This window comes from Staphylococcus sp. FW104-15G4D, from assembly GCF_058790135.1.
In genome coordinates this window covers 250,291-271,818 of record NZ_JBYTCH010000002.1, presented here as the reverse complement: position 1 = coordinate 271,818, position 21,528 = coordinate 250,291, and the positions used below count along the sequence as shown (strand labels likewise).

Annotated in this window: 20 protein-coding genes; 13 read left to right on the top strand and 7 right to left on the bottom strand. The window is 33.3% G+C overall.

The window, feature by feature from the left end; translation table 11 throughout:
• Window positions 1-21 precede the first annotated feature (21 nt).
• From AC3WQX_RS07730 to AC3WQX_RS07715, 4 genes are all read left to right on the top strand, one after another.
• The gene (locus AC3WQX_RS07730; RefSeq protein WP_049428454.1) at window positions 22-813 is read left to right on the top strand and encodes a CPBP family intramembrane glutamic endopeptidase; all 792 of its coding nucleotides are present in this window, start codon (window positions 22-24) and stop codon (window positions 811-813) included.
• A gap of 151 nt (window positions 814-964) precedes the next feature.
• Window positions 965-1,627, top strand: a complete 663-nt coding sequence (locus AC3WQX_RS07725) for an ABC transporter ATP-binding protein (protein ID WP_049428452.1) — start codon at window positions 965-967, stop codon at window positions 1,625-1,627.
• Window positions 1,620-2,396, top strand: coding sequence for an ABC transporter permease (locus AC3WQX_RS07720; RefSeq protein ID WP_049428451.1), 777 nt, complete (start codon window positions 1,620-1,622; stop codon window positions 2,394-2,396). Before AC3WQX_RS07725 ends, AC3WQX_RS07720 begins: the two co-directional genes overlap by 8 nt.
• Before the next feature lie 139 nt (window positions 2,397-2,535).
• A complete protein-coding gene (locus AC3WQX_RS07715) occupies window positions 2,536-3,711 on the top strand; it encodes an MFS transporter (RefSeq protein WP_049428449.1) in 1,176 nt (391 codons plus the stop codon).
• Window positions 3,712-3,750: 39 nt separating this feature from the next.
• Here the strand turns inward: AC3WQX_RS07715 and AC3WQX_RS07710 are convergent, their stop codons facing one another.
• Together AC3WQX_RS07710 and AC3WQX_RS07705 are read right to left on the bottom strand one after the other, a co-directional pair.
• A complete protein-coding gene (locus AC3WQX_RS07710; protein WP_070597677.1) occupies window positions 3,751-5,103 on the bottom strand; it encodes a carboxylesterase family protein in 1,353 nt (450 codons plus the stop codon).
• Between the two features lie 88 nt (window positions 5,104-5,191).
• Complete coding sequence (locus AC3WQX_RS07705; RefSeq protein WP_002469890.1) at window positions 5,192-6,871, bottom strand: APC family permease; 1,680 nt, start codon at window positions 6,869-6,871, stop codon at window positions 5,192-5,194.
• Between the two features lie 185 nt (window positions 6,872-7,056).
• Between AC3WQX_RS07705 and AC3WQX_RS07700 the strand changes: the two genes are divergently transcribed.
• Window positions 7,057-7,656 carry a YdeI/OmpD-associated family protein gene (locus AC3WQX_RS07700; RefSeq protein WP_037550357.1) on the top strand — a complete coding sequence of 200 codons (600 nt, stop codon included), beginning with the start codon at window positions 7,057-7,059 and terminating at the stop codon, window positions 7,654-7,656.
• Window positions 7,657-7,795: 139 nt separating this feature from the next.
• On the opposite strand, the gene AC3WQX_RS07695 is transcribed toward AC3WQX_RS07700, so the two are convergent.
• Window positions 7,796-8,848, bottom strand: coding sequence for a 2,3-butanediol dehydrogenase (locus AC3WQX_RS07695; protein ID WP_002432347.1), 1,053 nt, complete (start codon window positions 8,846-8,848; stop codon window positions 7,796-7,798).
• Window positions 8,849-9,374: 526 nt separating this feature from the next.
• On the opposite strand from AC3WQX_RS07695, the gene AC3WQX_RS07690 reads away from it, so the two are divergent.
• Genes AC3WQX_RS07690 through AC3WQX_RS07675 form a run of 4 tightly spaced genes read left to right on the top strand, consistent with a single transcriptional unit; the run spans window position 9,375 to window position 12,936 of the window.
• Window positions 9,375-10,646 (top strand): betaine/proline/choline family ABC transporter ATP-binding protein, encoded by a 1,272-nt coding sequence (locus tag AC3WQX_RS07690; protein WP_002432604.1) that lies wholly within the window; start codon window positions 9,375-9,377, stop codon window positions 10,644-10,646.
• Complete coding sequence (locus AC3WQX_RS07685) at window positions 10,646-11,281, top strand: ABC transporter permease (RefSeq protein ID WP_002432732.1); 636 nt, start codon at window positions 10,646-10,648, stop codon at window positions 11,279-11,281. Before AC3WQX_RS07690 ends, AC3WQX_RS07685 begins: the two co-directional genes overlap by 1 nt.
• A 33-nt stretch (window positions 11,282-11,314) precedes the next feature.
• Entirely contained in the window at window positions 11,315-12,247 is a 933-nt protein-coding gene (locus AC3WQX_RS07680) for an osmoprotectant ABC transporter substrate-binding protein (RefSeq protein ID WP_037550997.1), read from the top strand.
• Entirely contained in the window at window positions 12,247-12,936 is a 690-nt protein-coding gene (locus tag AC3WQX_RS07675) for an ABC transporter permease (protein WP_049428444.1), read from the top strand. Before AC3WQX_RS07680 ends, AC3WQX_RS07675 begins: the two co-directional genes overlap by 1 nt.
• A 103-nt stretch (window positions 12,937-13,039) precedes the next feature.
• Here AC3WQX_RS07675 and lrgB read toward each other — a convergent pair whose 3' ends face one another.
• Both lrgB and lrgA read right to left on the bottom strand, forming a co-directional pair.
• Window positions 13,040-13,741 carry an antiholin-like protein LrgB gene (gene lrgB, locus AC3WQX_RS07670; RefSeq protein ID WP_070597676.1) on the bottom strand — a complete coding sequence of 234 codons (702 nt, stop codon included), beginning with the start codon at window positions 13,739-13,741 and terminating at the stop codon, window positions 13,040-13,042.
• 3 nt (window positions 13,742-13,744) lie between these two features.
• A complete protein-coding gene (gene lrgA / locus AC3WQX_RS07665; protein ID WP_002432718.1) occupies window positions 13,745-14,191 on the bottom strand; it encodes an antiholin-like murein hydrolase modulator LrgA in 447 nt (148 codons plus the stop codon).
• 502 nt (window positions 14,192-14,693) lie between these two features.
• Here lrgA and AC3WQX_RS07660 point away from each other — a divergent pair.
• From AC3WQX_RS07660 to AC3WQX_RS07645, 4 genes are all read left to right on the top strand, one after another.
• Window positions 14,694-16,094: an MFS transporter gene (locus tag AC3WQX_RS07660; RefSeq protein ID WP_037550348.1), complete on the top strand. Its 1,401-nt coding sequence runs from the start codon at window positions 14,694-14,696 to the stop codon at window positions 16,092-16,094.
• Window positions 16,095-16,237: 143 nt separating this feature from the next.
• Window positions 16,238-17,170 carry a 2-dehydropantoate 2-reductase gene (locus AC3WQX_RS07655; protein ID WP_070597675.1) on the top strand — a complete coding sequence of 311 codons (933 nt, stop codon included), beginning with the start codon at window positions 16,238-16,240 and terminating at the stop codon, window positions 17,168-17,170.
• Between the two features lie 140 nt (window positions 17,171-17,310).
• Complete coding sequence (locus AC3WQX_RS07650; protein ID WP_037550344.1) at window positions 17,311-17,784, top strand: DUF1440 domain-containing protein; 474 nt, start codon at window positions 17,311-17,313, stop codon at window positions 17,782-17,784.
• Window positions 17,785-17,833: 49 nt separating this feature from the next.
• The gene (locus AC3WQX_RS07645) at window positions 17,834-18,685 is read left to right on the top strand and encodes an NAD-dependent epimerase/dehydratase family protein (protein WP_023351181.1); all 852 of its coding nucleotides are present in this window, start codon (window positions 17,834-17,836) and stop codon (window positions 18,683-18,685) included.
• A 95-nt stretch (window positions 18,686-18,780) separates the two neighbouring features.
• Here the strand turns inward: AC3WQX_RS07645 and yidC are convergent, their stop codons facing one another.
• Together yidC and AC3WQX_RS07635 are read right to left on the bottom strand one after the other, a co-directional pair.
• Complete coding sequence (yidC, locus tag AC3WQX_RS07640; RefSeq protein ID WP_002432847.1) at window positions 18,781-19,602, bottom strand: membrane protein insertase YidC; 822 nt, start codon at window positions 19,600-19,602, stop codon at window positions 18,781-18,783.
• 180 nt (window positions 19,603-19,782) lie between these two features.
• A complete protein-coding gene (locus AC3WQX_RS07635) occupies window positions 19,783-21,282 on the bottom strand; it encodes a serine hydrolase domain-containing protein (protein ID WP_492740013.1) in 1,500 nt (499 codons plus the stop codon).
• Window positions 21,283-21,528 lie beyond the last annotated feature (246 nt).

Sequence of the window (21,528 nt, the reverse complement as noted above, 5' to 3'; positions counted from 1 at the left end):
TATTAAATAAAGGAGTATTCAATGAGCAACGAATCACATGAAATACATCAACAAACAAATACACCAGTTATGAACGAATTTGATTCGAAGAAAATAGTGAAGAGAGACTTCTGGTTAATTCCAATTTATATATTAAACTTAACAGCGATACCTATTATATGTGGAATTATTGGTGCCTACATTGGTTATGCAATAGTAGGTAACATGTCAAAGAAAATATTTGAAGATTATTATATGAATGCTGCAACCATTGGAAGTGTAATTGGAGCATTCATTTTACTAATTGTGTTTTATCTCATGCATAAAAACAACATTAAACCTATAGCTATATCACGATTCAAAGCACTTAAGAAACATATTATATTAATTATAGGATCTATCATCATGATTTATGTATTTGAATCTTTTTATCAGATTTTAATGCAGTTTTTACCGGAAAAGTTTCAATTTAATGATACTGAAAATAATAAAGATATAGCGAAAATGTTTACACATGGATGGTTAGTACCATTTCTTTTTCTAGATATTGTTATACTCACACCTTTTGTTGAAGAGTTAATATTTAGACATTTGATTATTCATGAATTAGGTAAAAAATTAACTTACGGGCTCATGTATATAGTCTCGATACTTATATTTGCTAGCTTACATTGTGTGGGTGCTAAATCACCATTTGAAATAGGACCCTATATTATCATCGCGTCCATGATCGTTTTTGTTTATCACAAAACTGGTAGAAATTTAGCAGCTACCATTACGATGCATACTATAAACAATGCTGTTTCATTTCTAATAATGGTAATGGGTTTATAATGTAAATGAGTACACATTTGTGAGTGTGTACTCATTTTTTGTGTAATGATAAATATAATATTCAGAAAATATAAATATTTATTTAATGTTAATATAAAACTTAAAATAGGGAATATAAACAACAATAGTTTCATAGAAAGGAGCGTTAGTCTTGCTATTAAAAGTTGAGAATCTTACATATGAAGCGGATAAACGTACAATATTAAACAACATCAATTTAAATATTGAAAAAGGGGATACCATAGCAGTTATAGGGCCATCTGGAAGTGGAAAGAGCACCTTATTTAAGCAACTTAATAATTTAATTAGTCCTACTGAAGGTGAGCTATATCTAGATGGCAAAAATTACAATGACTATTCGCCAGAAGAATTAAGATCACGTGTAAGTTATCTTATGCAACAAAGTGGCTTAATAGGTTCAACGATTGAACATAATATGAAATTCCCTTGTGAGGCAAGAGGGGATAAGTTTGATAAGGAAAAAGCAAAACAACTTATTAAACAAGTCGGACTGGGAGATTATGACTTAGATGCTGAAATTGAACATATGTCTGGTGGGGAACGTCAAAGAATTACGATTGCACGTCAATTAATGTATGAGCCAGAAGTGTTACTATTGGATGAATCGACAAGTGCACTAGATACTAAGAACAAAGAAAATATTGAAAATATTATCTTTGATTTTGCTAAAAAAGGCGTAGCCATTCTTTGGATTACTCATAGTGATGATCAGAGTATGAGACATTTTAAAAGAAGAATCACCATTACTGACGGTAAAATCACTAAGGACGAGGAGTTGAATAGTGATGAGTAATACAGCATTATGTTTAACAGCACTACTATTATTGATTCCAATCTTTATTTCATATAAAGAAGGTTTACATATCATTAAAGATTTAGTAGTTGCAACGATACGAGCAGCAATACAATTACTTATTTTAGGATTCTTGCTACATTACATTTTTAAAATTAATGAAAAATGGCTACTCATGCTATGTGTGCTAGTGATTATTATTAATGCATCATGGAATACTATAAGTCGTGCTTCACCAGTGATGCATCATGTATTCTGGATTTCATTCGTAGCTATATTTATCGGTACAGCATTACCATTAGCAGGCACTTTAGCTACCGGAGCGATAAAATTTACTGCGAATGAAGTTATTCCAATTGGCGGGATGTTGGCGAATAATGGCTTGATTGCCATTAACTTAGCTTATCAAAACTTAGATCGGTCATTTGTTCAAGACATTTCAGGTATTGAATCTAAATTAACGCTATCGGCAACTCCGAAGATGGCATCAAAGTCTTCTATTAGAGAGAGTATCCGTTTGGCCATTGTACCAACTATTGACTCTGTGAAAACGTATGGACTTGTATCTATTCCTGGGATGATGACTGGCTTAATTATTGGTGGGGTACCTCCATTACAAGCCATTAAATTCCAACTATTAGTAGTCTTTATTCATACGACAGCAACGATTATGTCAGCATTAATTGCAACTTACATGAGTTATGGCCAATTCTTCAACGCTAGACATCAGTTGGTAGCGCGAAACTCAGATGTAGTAGGGGATGAATAATACCTAAATCCATTCTACACAAAACATAATTTCTTATTATATAATGAAACAGTTATGAACATTTCAGCGTTTGTAGCTGTTTTATTTTTGCTACAAACCTTTGCGATACAATTTAGTTTTAAAAGAAAGGAGTTTATTTATGTCTATCGTGCGTATTGCCACTTTTATATTGAGTGTGTTTATCGTGGGAATGGTAGAGATGATGGTAGCTGGTATTATGAATTTAATGAGCCATGATCTTAATGTTTCCGAAGCGATTATAGGTCAGCTGGTTACAATGTACGCATTAACATTTGCAATTTGTGGTCCGATTTTAGTTAAATTAACGAATCGATTTGCTGTACGACCAGTTTTATTATGGACGTTATTCACCTTTATCATTGGTAACGGAATCATCGCAATTGCACCGAATTTCACTATTTTAGTTATAGGACGTATACTATCGTCAGCTGCAGCATCATTAATCATTGTTAAGGTCTTAGCCCTAACTGCAATGTTAACGAAACCGAAGAATAGAGGTAAGATGATAGGTGTTGTGTATACAGGATTTAGTGGTGCTAACGTATTTGGTGTCCCTATTGGAACAATGATAGGTGATTGGGTTGGTTGGCGCTTTACATTTCTATTTATTATGGCAGTTAGTGTTCTAGTAGGTATATTGATGATTATCTATCTTCCTAAAGAAAGCGAATTAGCACATGCCAATCGTTCTAATCATTCATCGGACAATGATTCCGAAATACCTTCACGTATCTTACGTCCTATGGAAATCGTAAAATATTTAATTATTACTTTCTTAGTTTTAGTAGCAAACTCAGTCACTTTTGTGTATATTAACCCATTAATTTTATCTAAGGGACACGAGTTATCTTTTGTATCTCTAGCATTGTTAATCAACGGTGTTGCTGGAGTAATCGGAACATCACTTGGGGGAGTCTTTGCAGATAAAATTACAAGTAAGCGTTGGTTGATGATATCAGTATCAATCTTCATTATCATGATGCTTGTGTTAAACCAATTACTTGCAGGAACAGTTATTCTACTCATTGGATTGTTTGTATGGAATATTATGCAGTGGAGTACGAACCCTGCGATTCAAAGTGGGATTATTGAACACGTTGAAGGTGATACAAGCCAAGTAATGAGTTGGAATATGTCATGTCTGAACGCCGGTATTGGTTTTGGTGGCATTGTTGGAGGGTTAGTGATATCTCATATTAATGTTCAAGCCATAACCTATACAAGTGCTATAATTGGCTTACTCGGACTTATTGTTGTTTTAACTTTAAAGAACATTCATTACGCTAAAAATTAAAACCTGAATCGCTCATGTTAGTGGATGAGCGTTTCAGGTTTATTTATATATATGAAAGTATTCAGTATCTTCATGGTATTTAGACCAAGGCATTCTATTGTATCTTACAAAGTGACCTAAATCTGCCATCATGTCATGACTTAATTGAATATCTGATTGCGTATAATGATAGTTATTTGCTGATAAAATATTTAAGTTGCCAAACCAAAATATCATATCGAGAATATGGTAAGCAGATTTAAAATGAATGCTTTTAGGTTTACACCAGTCGAAACGTGCTAACCATTTATGTTGAGAATGTGTAGATTGTAGAAAGTTCAATGCCATATTTTTAAAATAAGATGTCGTTATTACTTCTCTTTGTTGTTGTGCACTTTGAACTTCTTCTAAAATGGGAATATCGAATAAGCGCATGATTTCTTTAAAGCGCAATGGTGACAGTTTCCGTGAATCATTCTCTATATAAATATCTCCCTCAGAATTCGTGAAACCAACGAATACTGGTTTTGAAAATGCAGTTACAGATCGTGTCATTTCAGGGCTTTGGATAGGTTGATAAATCAAATCAAGACTTCTCGATGGCCCTCGTTCTACTTTATGTAATCTCATTAAATCTAAAATTTCATTACTAGTTAATGATTCAATTGATTTATCAGGATAATGCTTGTGAACTAAAGATTCAAATTGTTGCGCCTTCTTATTTGCAGTTAGAGGAGAATCACTATGTAATGTGCCACTGAGCAACATCACTTTGTGATAATACTGGTCTAATTCTGGTATTTGCATGAGTGCCATTATGCTCATACTTCCCGCAGATTGACCCATCAACGTTATGTTTTGAGGATTACCACCAAAGTAGGCAATATGATGGTGTACCCATTTTAAAAGGTTGATTTGATCAGACATACCATTATTGTAATCATAATGATTATTGAAATAAGACCAGTCTAAATAACCTAAAGCACCTAAACGATAATTGAAGGTAATAACAATAGTATCTTCTTGTTCTACGAGATGATAGGGATTGTATAAATCTGCTGTTCCGTGCCCTTGAGTAAATCCTCCTCCATAGAAATAAATAACCACGGGTTTTAAATTTTGGGTATTACTTGCTCGCCAAATATTAAGATAAAGACAATTCTCATCTTGTTTAAAAGTTTCAAACGTCTGAACGCCATTTGAGAAGAAATCTTCAAGTGAATTATAGGGTTGGGGAGGGATAGGTTTAGCTTTCTTGGCATCAATCATCTCATCGACAATGTTGTATAACTGTGAATGTTGAAAACGTGTCTTAGAATTAAATGATTGGGCATAAGGTATACCTAGAAATGTATCGATATCACCGTCACTTGTTCCAAGAACTGTTCCTTCATTGATATTTACTTTAACCATATTCCCATCTCCTTATCAATCTCTTAATTTAAACTATACCATTAAAAAAACGCTCGAGATATTTATCTCGAGCGCTATAAGTTATGCGTTAGTTATTTTGTTCTTGACGATCTCTTTCTTTCCAGTCTTTACGTCTTGCTTTTCTGCGACGTTTTCTTAATTTATCGCCCATCTTCTTGTTTAATTTATTGGCACGTTTGAAGTAAATACTTTCGAAGTAACTTGTTGTACCTAATTGATAGAAGATTAAAGCTACAATTGCGATAACTAAGAAATCCCATGGGTAATGAATCCAGTTCATACCCTTGAATTCTTTACTTCCGATGAATGATAAGAATGCGAGTACGACTAAGTAAATAATAATCCATAAACTACCGCCGATTTGTTTTTTAGTGTTTTTCCAATTCATCTTATATTCATAGAAGAAATAAATTGGTAAACCTAAAATGATAATGAAAATAACTTCTGCAGTCGTAGGCCACATAGCCCAATAAATTGCTAGTGACGCAAGTACGAATGATAATGGCGCCATAAATTTTAAGATATTTGCTTTAAATGGACGTGTCATTTTTGGTGCCATTTTACGTAATGAAATAACTGTTGTTGGGCCTGTTAAATATGCTACTAATGTTGCTGTAGAAATAACCGCTGCTAATGTACCCCAGTCACGGAAAAGTGTAACCATAATCATACTGATGATTGCGTTAAATGCAATTGCTACACGTGGAATATTATATTGTTCATTCATTTTACCTAAGAATTTAGGAATATGACCATTCTTTTCCATAGCGCGTAACACACGGCCAGTAACAGCTACGAATGATACACCTGTACCAAATGGTGAAACAACAGCCTCAACATAAAGTAAAATTGCTAACCAATTGATACCTAATAAAATTGCCATATCTGCGAAAGGTGAATTGAAATTAATTCCATTCCAACCATGTTCATGAATCATTGAACTTGGCATTGATGTAATGAACGTACTTTGAAGTACAATGTATAAGATTGCACTTAATGTAAGTGAAATCGCAATACCTCGAGCGATATTTTTCTCGGGATTTTTAATCTCAGATCCCATATTAATGATAGTTTGGAATGCGTTAAATGAGAAAATGATACCTGATGTAGTCGTTGCAGCGAAGATTGGTGCACTACCATATGGCATAAATGCACTTGCTGAGTGACCATAGTTATTTGTATCAAATCCAGAAATCATTAACATAATAATAGTTAATAAAGGTACTCCTAATTTAAATACTGAAATTAAACTAGTGAAAGAAGTTAATAGTTTGACAGACCAGTAGTTTAAAAGGGAGAATATTGCGATAATAACGTAAACGGCGAATAAACCAATTGTACTGATTGAGCCGTCTTTCATTAAAGCTCCCATAGGTTTAGCCCATTCCCAAGGCCACGAACTCATATATTGTACAGCTGAAACAGCTTCAATTGGAATAATTGTTACGAGTGAAACCCAGTTAGCCCATGCCGCTATGAATCCAAGTAGTGAACCATGTGTGTATTGAGCATAATTACTCATGCCACCTGATTGTGGGAACATTGTCCCAATTTCAATATAGTTATAAGCTATCGTTCCAATAACTATGAAACCGATGATCCATGAAATAATGGCGGCTGGACCAGCGATAGAAGATGCCTCCCATGCTCCGAATAACCAACCAGAACCGATTAATGAACCAAGCCCTAGTAAGACGAGTTGCGAGAGGTTAATCTTACTACTTTTTGATTTATTTTTATTTTCCATATTTACTCCTTCTTATGTGCTGAAAGATTTTTCAACAAATTACTGGTACAATTATACGCGAGTTTAATTAATAGTCAAATTGTGTTTTTGTAAAATTTTAATTAACGTTACATAATTAGATTTTTCTGAAAATTAATTATACAATAGCTAATAATATTTAATAAAAGGATTGAAGGGGGTAGCTAATGATGAATAAACAAAAAAATGAAAAGGTTGAACAATTTTTACAAAAAGATAGTCAATGGCAGGCGTGTTATAAATATTTGAGAAAGTTAATTTTTGAAGAAACTGAACTTGAAGAAACATATAAATGGATGCACCCATGTTACACATTAAATAATAAGAATGTAGTGCTTATTCATGGTTTTAAACATTATGTAGCACTACTATTTCATAAAGGGGCTATCTTAGAGGATAAATATCATACGTTAGTGCAACAAACTGAGAAAGTTCAAGCAGCCCGTCAATTGCGTTTTGAAAGTTTAGACGAAATTAAAGAACGAAAAGATGAGATTTTATTCTATATAAATGAAGCCATTCAAACTGAAAAAGCAGGTAAGAAAGTTGAAATGAAGAAAACTAAAGATTATGAAGTGCCTGAAGAGTTAGAGGAAAAATTCTCAGAAAATCCACAATTTAAAGAGGCGTTTGATAATCTGACTCCAGGTCGTCAGCATCAGTACATATATCACATTTCACAAGCGAAACGTAGTCAAACTAGAATTAATCGCATTGAAAAGTATTATGAGCATATTTTAAATGGAAAAGGCATGCAAGATAAGTGATGAAAAGAAAGAGCAGGCGCATGATTTTATTCTCTAAGCATAAATAAAAAACTGTCGACATCGTCAGAGACCATGCCGACAGCTTTAAAGCGAACAGATTCCACCCTGTTCGCTTATTTATTTCACTCTAATTGTTGAATTATTTTTGATCACCATTTAAACGGACTAAAATTTTAGCTTGCGATTTATCATTAACAAGTTGATTGAAACCACTTTCGACTATATTTTCTAATTCAATTTCATCGGTAACTACATCTTTAACATTTAAACTGCCATTAGCGATTAAATCGATTGTTTGTTGGAAAGTTGTTGGTGTATAGGCAATTGTAGTAGTTAATTTAACCCCTCTATTCATTTGAAGAAGAGGATTAAATTCTACTGGGTGACCGAAAATAGCTACGATAACTGAAGTACCACGTGGACGTGTCACTTCAATAGATTGTTGTAATGTAATACCAACACCAGCTACTTCGAATGAAACATCTACACCATTTTCAGTGTTATCATATACAGCTTTTACTGGGTCTACATTTCCAGAGTTAAAGGTATGAGTTGCTCCAACGCTTCTTGCTTTTTCTAAGCGTTCTTCAGATAGATCGAAGACAAAGATTTTACTTGCACCAGCTGCTTTAGCTGCTATAACAGTTAGTAAACCAATAGGGCCAGCTCCAAATACCGCAACTGTGTCACCGAATAATAATTCGCCTTCCTTAACAGCTTGAACAGCTACAGCTGTAGGTTCAACAAGTGCGCCTTCACGTGCTGATACATTGTCAGGTAAATGATACACGTTTGTTTCAGGTGCGTTAGTAAACTCTGCAAACCCTCCATCTGAACCTAAACCTATAAATGAATAACCATCATATAAATCAACATTTTCTTCTTTTTCACGTTTAGAAACAGTTGGGTTTACGACAACTCGATCACCTTTTTTGAAACGTGTGACATCTTTACCAACGTTTTCAACTACGCCAGAAAACTCATGACCCAATGTTACAGGTGCTTTTTGACCTAACAACGGATCAGGTTTGTCTGTTGAAATGAAAATAGGTCCTTCTAAATATTCATGTAAATCTGTACCACAAATACCTGTCCATGAGACTTTCACTTGAACTTCATCATCTTTTAATACTTTTGGATCGCGGTCCTCTACACGAACATCTTTTTGTCCATACCAGACTGCTGCTTTCATAATTTAACAACCCCTCAATTGTTTATTTGACATCGAAACTACATCTTTAGTCTTTCATTTGGTGTAATAATTCTTATCACACTTTGAGAATAATACTATTATGGTAGGTTTTCAATAGGTTAAAGCAAATTTATGTGAAAAAATTCACGAATTTTTGCGGTTTGATTTATTTTTTCATCGAAATTTAACTTTTAGATGGTAAATATTTATTTAGGCTCTATTTTATAAAAAAGTTAACATAGAAAAATATGACTTTGTAAGTTGACTGATGTTTAATAAATTAATATAGGGTATAGACTTATATAACTGCCGAAGTTCACGTGTGCACATATTAGTGTTAGTATGATATTCAGATTGCTAACATAATTATGTGAAATATTACATATTCAAAATTTTAAAAGCAAAGGCCTCTGTGCTCTTGTTTAACTTATGAACCTATTTGTTTAACAACTGCTCTTGAGGCCTTTTATTTTTTGAAATTTGAGGAAACTTCGTCACTTTAACTATTGGAAAGGGGAACAAAACTATGTTAAGTATTAAAAACTTAACCAAAATTTATTCAGGGAATAAAAAAGCAGTTGATAATATTTCCTTGGATATTGAATCTGGTGAATTTATCGCCTTTATTGGGACAAGTGGTAGTGGTAAAACGACCGCATTACGTATGATTAATCGTATGATTGAAGCGACTGACGGTCAGATTACGATGAATGGTAAGGATGTACGTAATATGAATCCAGTAGAATTACGCCGTAGCATAGGTTACGTCATTCAACAAATCGGTTTAATGCCACATATGACCATTCGAGAGAACATTGTTTTAGTACCTAAACTTTTAAAATGGTCTAAAGAGAAGAAAGATAGTAAGGCAAAAGAATTAATTAAATTAGTCGATTTACCTGAAGAATACTTAGATCGCTATCCAGCTGAATTGTCAGGTGGGCAACAACAACGTATTGGAGTAGTGCGTGCACTTGCTGCTGAACAGGATATCATTTTAATGGATGAACCATTTGGCGCACTTGATCCTATAACTCGAGATACGTTACAAGACTTAGTTAAAGAGTTACAACAAAAGCTTGGTAAAACATTTATTTTCGTTACACATGATATGGATGAGGCGATTAAGCTGGCAGATAAAATTTGTATCATGTCTAAAGGGCAAGTTGTGCAGTATGATACACCAGATAATATATTAAGAAATCCTGCGAATGACTTCGTTAAAGACTTTATCGGTCAAAATCGTTTAATACAAGATCGTCCGAATATGAAGACGGTAGAAGGTGCGATGATTAAACCTGTAACAGTACAGGCGGATGATTCATTAAATGATGCAGTTAATATTATGAGAGAACGTCGAGTGGATACCATCTTTGTCGTGAATAATCATAATAAATTATTAGGTTTCTTAGATATTGAAGATATCAATCAAGGTTTAAGAGCAAAAAAAGAATTAATTGATACGATGCAACGTGATATTTATAAGGTACATATTGATTCAAAATTACAAGATTCAGTGCGTACGATTCTTAAACGTAATGTAAGAAACGTACCGGTAGTGGGTGATGATAATGAATTAATTGGTTTAATTACTCGTGCAAACTTAGTGGACATTGTTTACGATTCAATTTGGGGTGAGAGTGATGAGGGCTTAAGGAATGACTCATCTCATTTAAATAATCATCCTACCCACAACCGTGTTCAAGAGGAGCAAGAGGCTAACGTAGCTCAAGAGTCTGACTCACATAAAGGAGCTAATGAGCCTGATGATACTCAGAAAACGGGAGTTGATCAATAATGAGAGCATTCTTTCAAGAATACGGCGGTCAACTCATATCGAAAACAATTGAGCATTTCTATATTTCAATTATTGCTTTACTAATAGCAATTGTTGTAGCGGTGCCACTGGGTATTTTACTTTCTAAAACGACTCGCACAGCTAATGTTGTATTAACCATTGCAGGTGTACTCCAAACAATACCAACACTTGCAGTATTAGCAATTATGATTCCTATCTTTGGTGTAGGCAAGACACCGGCTATTGTAGCTTTATTTATCTATGTTTTACTACCGATTTTGAATAATACAGTATTAGGTGTAAAAAATATTGATAAAAATGTTATTCAAGCAGGTCAAAGTATGGGGATGACGAAGATGCAATTAATGAAAGATGTTGAATTACCACTTGCATTACCTCTTATCATTAGTGGTATCCGACTTTCAAGTGTGTATGTTATTAGTTGGGCAACTCTTGCAAGTTATGTCGGAGCTGGCGGATTAGGTGACTTGGTATTTAACGGTTTAAATCTTTATCAACCACCTATGATTATAAGTGCAGCTATTTTAGTAACACTTTTAGCGTTAATTGTTGACTTCTTACTTTCATTAGTTGAAAAGTGGGCAGTGCCTAAAGGTCTCAAAGTATCTAGATAATTAAAAAGGGAGGAAACGTCTTTGAAGAAACATATGAAATATACAGTCATTCTCATTGCATTGTCCCTCTTAGTATTATCTGGGTGTAGTTTGCCAGGCCTTGGTGATGGCAATGCAAAAGATGATGTAAAAATTACGACGACTGAAACAAGTGAAACAAAAATTATTGGTAATATGGAAAAATTAATGATTGAGCATGAAACAAATGGCAAAATCAAACCAACTTTAATTGGTAACTTAGGATCAAGTATTATTCAGCATAATGCGTTACAACGCGGAGATGTGAATATGTCGTCAGTTCGATACACAGGTACGGAACTAACAAGTGTACTTGATGCTAAACCGACGAAGGACCCTAAAAAGGCGATGTCAGAAACGCAACGCTTATTTAAAAAGAAATATGATCAAAAATATTATGATTCTCTAGGGTTTGCTAACACATACGCTTTTATGGTTACTAAAGAAACAGCTAAGAAATATCATTTAGAAAAAGTATCAGATCTTAAAAAGTATAAAGATAAATTGCGTTTAGGTATGGATACGCAATGGATGAATCGTGCAGGAGATGGCTATCCTGCATTCGTTAAGGATTATGGCTTTAAATTTGATAGTGCTCGTCCAATGCAAATTGGTTTAGTTTATGATGCACTTAAAAATAAAAAATTAGATGTAGCAGTAGGATATTCTACAGATGGGCGTATTGCAGCCTATGATTTAAAAATCTTAAAAGATGATCGTAAATTCTTCCCACCATATGATGGCAGTCCTCTAGCTACGGAGAAATTAATTAAAGATAATCCTAAAATTGATAAAGCATTGAAAAAACTACAAGGTAAAATTAATACTAAAGAAATGCAAAAATTAAATTATGAAGCGGATGGTAAAGGCAAAGAACCTGCCGTGATTGCGGAAGAGTACTTGAAGAAACATCATTATTTTGATGATGAGAAAGGAGGGCAAAAATAATGAAAGGCAATTTATTGCATTCAATCCTAGAGTATTATTCACTCAACTGGGCCTTCCTTTTAGAACTTTTCTTTAAACACTTACTTATGTCTGTTTATGGAGTGTTATTCGCTTGTATCATTGGTATACCCATTGGGATTTTTATAGCGAAATATAAACGCTTATCATGGCCAATCATTACGATTGCTAACATTATCCAAACAGTACCTGCCATTGCGATGCTAGCGATTCTAATGTTAGCTATGGGTCTAGGACCAACTACTGTTGTTGTGACCGTGTTCTTATATTCTTTACTACCAATTATTAAAAATACGTACACAGGTATCGTAGAAGTTGATGATAACATTAAAGATGCGGGTAAAGGTATGGGCATGACGGGCAACCAAATTTTAAGAATGATTGAGCTTCCTTTATCATTATCTGTGATTATTGGAGGTATAAGAATCGCACTTGTAGTAGCAATTGGTATTGTAGCGATTGGTTCATTTATAGGTGCGCCAACACTTGGGGATATTATCATTCGTGGTACAAATTCTACAGATGGAACAACATTCATTTTAGCTGGTGCCATTCCTATTGCATTAATCGCTATAATTATTGACATTGGATTACGCTTTTTAGAGAAGCGTTTAGATCCAACTCGCAAAAATAAAAAACTCAGTCACAAGAAGACCAAGTTCAAAAATTAGGATAATATTCAGTGATTTGTAATTGTTAATAATAAAGAGCTACATTTCCTATTAAAAGTATAAGGAAATGTAGCTCTATTTTTATATTATAAAGTTTAAAAATTTATAATAAGATTGGTGCGAGAATAGGTACAACAGCTACGACAATTACGCCTACAATAACAACGGCGATACTTCCCATAGATTCTTCTGTTTCACCTAAATCTTTAGCAGCAGCTACACCCAGAGTGTGGCCACTAGTACCTAAAGCTAATCCTCTCGCAATGGGGTTTGAAATTCTAAACATTTTAACTATTTTAGCACCTAGTGCAGAAATAACTACTGCATTTAAAATAACCGCCAAGGAAGTTAATTCTTTTACTCCGCCAATACCTTCAGATACAGGTAAAGCGATTGCTGTTGTTGCTGCTTGAGGTAGCATTGATGCTGTAATCTGAGAACCAAATTGGAATAATCTAGCAACTAGGTATATCAAAATAAGTGCTACGACAGTACCTATGGCAATTCCACCAAATATTTGAATCCAGTATTTTTTTAATACATCACGTTTTTTATATAAAGGTATCGCAAAACTAATAGTAGCCGGTTCTAAAAAGAAGTTAATGATATTACCACCAATTTTGTAATTTTGATAGCTAATGCCAGTTACCTTTAAAAACACTATTCCTACAACCATACTGACAAATAATGGTGCCAATAAGAAGAAACCATTTGTTTTTTTATATAGGTATGTAGCAATTACGAAAGGAATTAATGAAAGTAATATTCCAAAGTATGGTGTGTGAATTCCTAAATGATCAAGCATTGTTTAACCTCCGATTTGACTAGTTTCTTCATTTTTTTCTTTAGATGGGAAAAGTGATTTCGTAACTAAAAGTTGTGAAGCAAAACCAGTGCTAATAAGTAATAAAATAGTTGAAATAATAATTAATAAAATAATTAAAACAGGACTCTTACTTAAGATTGGTAATGAGTTAATAACTGAAATACCAGCTGGAACGAAAAGGAAACTAATATTATTAGTTAAAGCAGTTCCTACAGATTCAACTTGTCCTAATTTGACTATGCCAGTGCATAGAGCGATGAATAATAATACTAAACCAATAACTGAAGCTGGCATAGGAATCGGGATAAATGATTCGATTATTTTAGAAATTAATAAAATAACTGCCAGTGTTAAGGCTTGTTGAAAAACATTATATGTTTTCTCTTGGGGGTTTTTATTATCTTCCTTATTTGAATTAGAGTTTGACAACTTTAATTCCTCCTTTGCTTTCTATAAAACACATTGTAATATGTATTTATTTTTTAAGGGTAATTCTATTGAAATAATACTAAAAACGTAAATAAATTGTCATGGAAATTATATTTTTTTGACTTATTTTTGTGAGTTCCAAGAATTCAATCAATAAATTAAGCCCTTACATATCTTAAACCTATAAGTTCAAACATTATAGTATGGAAATATTAAAGTAAATAGTGTAGAATAAGTTTCTATATTTACAAATTTTCTAAAAATTATAAGAAGTCATTTCTTGATAGAAGGTACTATACATAATAAGACTTAATTTAAAAATTTTACCATATTTGTTGGTATCATTTAAAAAGTAAATTTAAATGTGATAAAGTTTCTTAATGTAAAATTACGAAAAAATAATCAGGGGTATTTTCGTTAATTAAGATAAATAAATATATTTAAAGTGAGTTAGTCTTTCAGATTTAGGGTTTCTAATTCAAGTAGGAGGAATAAATGATAGATGAATACTTCAAAAGAATTTAGGGGAGATAACCGCCTTTTACTAGGGATCATATTAGGAGTTATCACGTTTTGGTTATTTGCACAGTCACTGGTTAACTTGGTTGTCCCGTTACAATCATCTTATAACAGTGATATCGGTACGATAAATATTGCTGTGAGTTTATCTGCATTATTTTCTGGCTTATTTATTGTTGGTGCCGGTGATATCGCGGATAAATTTGGACGCGTTAAACTTACATATATTGGATTAGCATTAAATATCATTGGTTCAATTCTTATCATTATTACACCATTACCGAGTCTATTAATTATTGGTCGTGCAGTTCAAGGACTTTCTGCTGCATGTATAATGCCCGCGACGTTAGCGATTATTAATGAATATTACATCGGCACAGCTAGACAACGCGCGCTCAGTTATTGGTCTATTGGCTCATGGGGTGGTAGTGGCGTCTGTACATTATTTGGTGGATTAATGGCGACAAATTTTGGCTGGCGTTCTATTTTTATTATCTCTATTATTTTGACGATATTAGCAATGTTTTTAATGAAACATACTCCCGAGACGAAAGCTGAACCTATCGGCAATAAACCTCTGGAACCTAAGAAATTTGATGTTATTGGATTAATCATTTTAGTGATTTGTATGTTAAGTATTAATGTTATTATTACTCAAACATCTAATTATGGCTTGATGTCTCCACTTATATTAGGTTTAATTGCCGTTTTCGTTATCTCACTCATCGTATTCGTTATGTATGAGAATAGAATCAAACATCCTCTTGTTGACTTTGATTTATTTAAAAATAAAGGCTATACCGGTGCAACAGTTTCAAACTTTATGTTAAATGGTGTTGCAGGTGGTACGTTAATTGTGGTTAACACTTATTATCAACAGCAATTAGATTTTAATTCTCAACAAACAGGCTATATTTCACTTACATATTTAGTAGCGGTATTAATTATGATTCGTGTAGGTGAAAAGATTTTACAAGCATTAGGACCTAAACGACCACTACTTATGGGAAGTGGTTTTACAGTTATAGGTTTAATTCTACTTTCTTTAACATTTTTACCTGACGCATGGTACATCGCAGCGAGTGTTGTAGGGTATTTATTATTTGGTACTGGTTTAGGTATCTATGCGACGCCTTCAACAGATACAGCTGTTGCTCAAGCACCAGACGAAAAAGTAGGTGTAGCTTCAGGTGTATACAAAATGGCTTCTTCTTTAGGGAATGCCTTTGGTGTCGCTATTTCAAGTACAGTTTATAGTGTGCTTGCTGCGCAATTAAATTTATCACTCGGTGGTTTTATGGGTGTGATATTTAACGCAATTGTAGCACTCCTCGCTCTAGTAGCTATCTTGTTCTTAGTTCCGAAAAAACAATCAAATTTATAAAAATCATGGATGGCGTATTGGCCATCCATTTTCTAAAATAAAAATTAACAGAAAATTTAGAAAAAAGAGCGAATGTGCATTGACGCTTTATCTTTTAAGTAGTAGTTTAAAAATAATATCATTTAATAAAGGGGATGTAAGGAATGAAAATAGCAATTGCGGGTTCTGGCGCACTTGGAAGTGGGTTTGGAGCCAAACTGTTTCAAAATGGTTATGACGTATCTCTTATAGATGGTTGGGAACCCCAAGTCACATCTATTCAACAGGAAGGCTTACATATTGATATTAATGGTGAGGGATATCATTTTGACATTCCTATGCATTGTCTTTCACAAATTCCGTCAAATGAACTTTACGATGTTATATTTTTATTTCCTAAATCTATGCAATTAGAGTCAGTGTTAGATGCAATCAAACCTCATATTCATAAAGAAACCATTGTGGTTTGTACGATGAATGGGTTAAAACATGAACGACTCATTCGCAATTATGTAGAAGATGTCCGTATTGTTCGTGGTGTCACTACATGGACAGCCGGTATAGACGTTCCGGGTCATACTCACCTTATGGGAAGCGGTCCCGTAGAAGTTGGTTGTCTTGTTCCAGAGGGGATCGATAACGTAAAAATTATCGTAGATATCCTCAATCAAAGTGAATTAAATGGAGTCGTAAGCGAAGATTTACATCAATCAATTTGGAAGAAGATTTGTGTTAACGGCACAGCGAATGCATTGTGCAGTATCTTGGAGTGTAACTTAGCCACTTTAAATGAAAGTAGCTATGCCAAAAATTTAATTTATAAATTAACACAAGAAATTGTTCATGTTGCAACATCTGATCATGTTCACCTTAATGTTGATGAAGTTTTTGAATATCTAATAGACTTGAATGAAAAGGTAGGTCCGCACTATCCTTCTATGTATCAAGATTTAATCAAAGATCATCGTAAAACTGAAATTGACTATATTAATGGTGCAGTTGCACGATTAGGCAAAGAAAATCATATACCCGCTCCAGTGAATGAATTTGTGACAAATCTGATTCATTCAAAGGAAAGTCAGTTAAACGCACAATAAATAATGAAGTAGGACATTTGTTTTAACTTTTTTATAAGATGATGAAGAAGTTAATCGATGTGCTACTTCTTTTTTTACAATATGCTTTAGCTTTTTTGAAAAGGGTAAACACAAAACTGAGTAAAAAAGGAGATGTTATGATGTCTAGTACATGTAAAAGAATCATGGTTACAGGCCTTGTTGGAGGCTTCATTGGAGGCGCTATTAAAATGGGATGGGAAGCGTTAGTACCGCCGAGAACTCCTGAACGTGAAGAAGAGCCGCCACCTATGACATTATTAAATCAATTAGGCTTACCTGAGAAGGTTAAACATGCTACTTATAACTACAATCAAAATGAAATACCAATAGCTGTGATGGGCATTCATTATGGCTTTTCAATTGCACATGCGTTCGCATATGCGATTCTTGCTGAAAGATATTCCAAAGTAACTGTTTTAAGAGGGAGTTTATTTGGCATAGCTATAAATATTGCATTTCATGAATACTTGTTACCTCGTGTAGGTTTAACTCCTGAAATTGATGAGTTACCTAAAGAAGAACGTATTTCTGAATTACTAGGTCATATTGTTTGGATGAATACTATTGATTACGTTAGATCAGCTTTAAAATAAAGCTATTGAGGAAATTCATTTTAAAAAATAGAAAGAAAAGGTGAATAAAATGACTAAAATATTTGTAACAGGAGCAACAGGTTTAATTGGCACGAAATTAGTAAAACGTCTTAAAGAAGAGGGACATGAAGTCGCAGGTTTTACTACATCAGAACATGGTAAACAGAAATTGGAAAATGCAGGTGTGCAACCTTATGTCGGTGATATTCTTAAAGCCGACACAATTGATGCAGCTATAGAAGCTTTTAAACCTGAAATCATTATCAATCAAATTACTGATTTAAAAAATGTAGATATGAGTGCGAATACTAAAGTGAGAATTGATGGTTCTAAAAATTTAATGGATGCTGCAATTAAGCATAACGTTAGAAAAGTAATCGCGCAGAGCATTGCTTTTACCTATGAAGCTGGTGAAGGATTAGCTACAGAAGAAACGCCTTTAGACTATAATTCTACCGGAGATAGAAAAGTCACAGTCGATGGCGTAGAAGGTCTTGAAAATGAAACTAAACGTCTAGGAGAATATGTTGTTTTACGTTTTGGTTGGTTATATGGACCAGGAACTTGGTATGGCAAAGATGGCATGATTTATAACCAATTTATCGACGGCGATGTTACATTAAGCGATGGTGTTACATCATTTGTGCATCTTGATGATGCTGTAGAAACGTCTATTCAAGCGATTAATTTTGATAATGGTATTTACAATGTAGCAGACGATGAACCTGTAAAAGGTTCTGATTTTGCTGAATGGTATAAGAATCAATTACAGGTTAATCCAAAAATAACAATACAACCCGCACAACCATTTGAACGAGGTGTGACGAATGACAAATTCAAAGCACAAGGTGGTAAACTCATCTATTCAACGTGGAAAGATGGTATGAATCCTATAGAATAAAAGAAATGCACTATTTAGAGTGTTTAGTTCGTCTTCTGTATAGATGTCTTCACGCTCTAAATAGTGCTATTTATATGGTTTATTAATTCAAATTATTACTCTGTTTTATTAGCTTGGTTTAGTTCTAATTGATCTTTAAGTTTGGCTGCTTCTTTTTTAGCTTGTTTCCCATAATAAGAGTGTGCAAGATGCATTTGAACTATTAGGAATGCTGCACTGATACTCCAGTATAGACCAAGTGCTGAAGCGGAAGTTAAAGAAGCATATGTAATGAATATCGGCGAAACTACCATAATTACATAATATGTTTTTCTTTGATCTTTAGGGTAATGAATTGAATTGACTAATGGTTGAATAAAGTACATACTAGCTGCGATAATTGTCATAATTAAATTTGGTTCAGTTAAGTTAAACCACAAGAAATGAGGATACTTAGTGATTCCATCACTTGTTGGATATTTCAAACTCATGTATAACCCCATTAGTATTGGTATTTGAATAATTACCGGAAAGCATCCAATCATGTTTTTAAAAGGGTTAATTCCATATGATTTATATTTCTTCATTAATAATTGATTAGCCGCATTACGTTCTTCTTGAGTGTCAGCCTTTTTGATTTTCTCTCTAATCGCATCTAATTCTGGTTTTACCACATTCGTTTTCTCACGCATCATATGCATATTTTTCACTTGAATTACCATTAAAGGTAGTAATATAAATCGTACAATAAGAACAATAACAATTATAGCTAAACCATAATTGTCATTAAATAATCTACCTAAAAAGTGAAGTAAGCTGTCCATTGGTTTAACAAATAAATTATAGAAAAAGCCTGTTTGATTCTCTTTTTTCGAGTAATCACAGCCGGCTAAAAATATTATTAAACTTAACAATATTAAAGCAAGTCGTTTGTGCATAGTCATCTTCCTTTTTATCTCTATCTCTAACAATATAATTGAATTTTAACAAAAAATTACGTACAAAGTATTTATAGATATAAAAAATTGCACACTCTAAAAGTATCAAAATTGAAACTTTAGAATGTGCAATCATTCTTAAATGTAAAGATTCATTGCTTAAGTGTTAAAATCTGATATTTAACTTTTGGGATGACGTGTCAAAACATTAATGGCTAACCATATCATCATCATTAACAAGAAAAGGTAAACACTCGTTAACAGCCACTTCGCATGTGCAGGTAACCATGATAATACAAATGTCCAACTTACATTTCCTAATATAAACAAAGGAAGTAAATAAATAACAATACTCAATATGACAAATAATGTGACGATCAGGAGGAATGTTATAAATGGAACTTTCCTTTTATCATAGATTACACGTTGGTGTTTTAAGTGATTAAGTCGTATTAAATTCAGAAGTAAAAACACAAATGCCCCAAGACCGGTTATAATAGTTATCGTATGATTAAAACTTTTAGACTCATCAATTTTTTGTTCAATAGTTGTATAGTGATCATTATTTAAAATTTGTGAACTTAAGTTTTTAGCTAGATTTGCCACTTGAGATGAATTCATATTTCCTAACACGACAATTCCGTAAGATTTAGTAGGATTGAGTAAAATTTCTGACGAGAAATTATTAAGAGTACCTGGATGAGAAATAATGTGGCTGCTCGAATTAATAAACCAACCTGCAGCATAACCATCATCGTCTGATTGATTTTCAGTTTCTGAAATCTTTTGATGTGAGTGTTTGATTATAGAATTCATTTTAGATGAAGGTTTTAATTGTTGTTTAACCCAATTTTCTAAGTCTTTGGTGCTCGTCATCATAAAAGCTGATGGGGTATCACCAATATTAAATTCAGGTGTAGTCTTTATAGCTTCACCACTTACTAATTCATAGCCAGTAGCTTCGTTTTTACCTTTTTTACTTGTAGTTTTGAAACTAGTATGTCGCATGTGTAACGGCTCTAATATATGTTCTTTAATATATGATTGATAAGATTGATGTGAGACGTTTTGAATAATTAAACCTAGGATATCATAATTCATATTTGAATATTCGAAGCTGTCACCAGGCGCATTATTCAATTCTTTCCCTTTAGCATATTCAACGATATGTTTCAGACTATTATAATCTTCCGAATAATGATCCTCTTCAGTAATATCACTCGGTATGCCACTTGTATGTCCTAGCAATTGTTTAATAGTGATATCTTTTTTCTCATCGTTATATGTCATATAAAAGTCTGGAATGTACTTTGATACTTTATCATTTAAATTTAATTTACCTTCTTCAGCAAGTTGAAGAATCCCATATCCAGTAAAAGCTTTCGTATTTGAAGCAATTTCAAATTTTGTTTGAGGGGTCACTTTCATTTTTTGATCCACATTGGCATAACCATAACCTTTGTTTAAAAAGACTTTATTATCTTTAACAATAAGCACGGAGACACCAGGTATCTTACCATTATTCATTGCTGAGTGAACGATATGATCGATTTGTTTCTGTGAATGATGGGTAAGCATACTCTCCGTTTTACTATGAGCGGTATAATGTTTTGTTAATATACCACTTAATATAAGAATCATCATGGCTACAATAGTGATGATAAACTGTTTCTTTTTCATTGCGCTTTCCTCAATTAATCTTGGTATTTACATTCGATTGTGTACAACCCAAATGCGATAAGTGTTTATTATTATACCAGCTTTCTTGAAAAATACTTCATAAAAAGACTCGTTACATTGCTATCAATCTTTTGTATAGTTAAAAAATTTTGTAAAACGCAACTAAAAATAAGTGTACTTTAACACTAATGGAGTAAATGATATATTAAAAGATGACTTGAAAACCTATACATTTTATAGAGATGG

Coding starts and splice junctions, on each gene's coding strand:
- AC3WQX_RS07690 (WP_002432604.1), top strand. CDS start 9,375: ATGTTAAGTATTAAAAACTTAACCAAAATTTATTCAGGGAATAAAAAA.
- AC3WQX_RS07655 (WP_070597675.1), top strand. CDS start 16,238: ATGAAAATAGCAATTGCGGGTTCTGGCGCACTTGGAAGTGGGTTTGGA.
- AC3WQX_RS07710 (WP_070597677.1), bottom strand. CDS start 5,103: ATGGTTAAAGTAAATATCAATGAAGGAACAGTTCTTGGAACAAGTGAC.
- lrgB (WP_070597676.1), bottom strand. CDS start 13,741: ATGCTTGATCATTTAGGAATTCACACACCATACTTTGGAATATTACTT.
- AC3WQX_RS07680 (WP_037550997.1), top strand. CDS start 11,315: ATGAAATATACAGTCATTCTCATTGCATTGTCCCTCTTAGTATTATCT.
- AC3WQX_RS07650 (WP_037550344.1), top strand. CDS start 17,311: ATGTCTAGTACATGTAAAAGAATCATGGTTACAGGCCTTGTTGGAGGC.
- AC3WQX_RS07675 (WP_049428444.1), top strand. CDS start 12,247: ATGAAAGGCAATTTATTGCATTCAATCCTAGAGTATTATTCACTCAAC.
- AC3WQX_RS07700 (WP_037550357.1), top strand. CDS start 7,057: ATGATGAATAAACAAAAAAATGAAAAGGTTGAACAATTTTTACAAAAA.
- AC3WQX_RS07720 (WP_049428451.1), top strand. CDS start 1,620: ATGAGTAATACAGCATTATGTTTAACAGCACTACTATTATTGATTCCA.
- AC3WQX_RS07645 (WP_023351181.1), top strand. CDS start 17,834: ATGACTAAAATATTTGTAACAGGAGCAACAGGTTTAATTGGCACGAAA.
- AC3WQX_RS07635 (WP_492740013.1), bottom strand. CDS start 21,282: ATGAAAAAGAAACAGTTTATCATCACTATTGTAGCCATGATGATTCTT.
- AC3WQX_RS07730 (WP_049428454.1), top strand. CDS start 22: ATGAGCAACGAATCACATGAAATACATCAACAAACAAATACACCAGTT.
- AC3WQX_RS07685 (WP_002432732.1), top strand. CDS start 10,646: ATGAGAGCATTCTTTCAAGAATACGGCGGTCAACTCATATCGAAAACA.
- AC3WQX_RS07715 (WP_049428449.1), top strand. CDS start 2,536: ATGTCTATCGTGCGTATTGCCACTTTTATATTGAGTGTGTTTATCGTG.
- AC3WQX_RS07695 (WP_002432347.1), bottom strand. CDS start 8,848: ATGAAAGCAGCAGTCTGGTATGGACAAAAAGATGTTCGTGTAGAGGAC.
- yidC (WP_002432847.1), bottom strand. CDS start 19,602: ATGCACAAACGACTTGCTTTAATATTGTTAAGTTTAATAATATTTTTA.
- AC3WQX_RS07660 (WP_037550348.1), top strand. CDS start 14,694: ATGAATACTTCAAAAGAATTTAGGGGAGATAACCGCCTTTTACTAGGG.
- AC3WQX_RS07705 (WP_002469890.1), bottom strand. CDS start 6,871: ATGGAAAATAAAAATAAATCAAAAAGTAGTAAGATTAACCTCTCGCAA.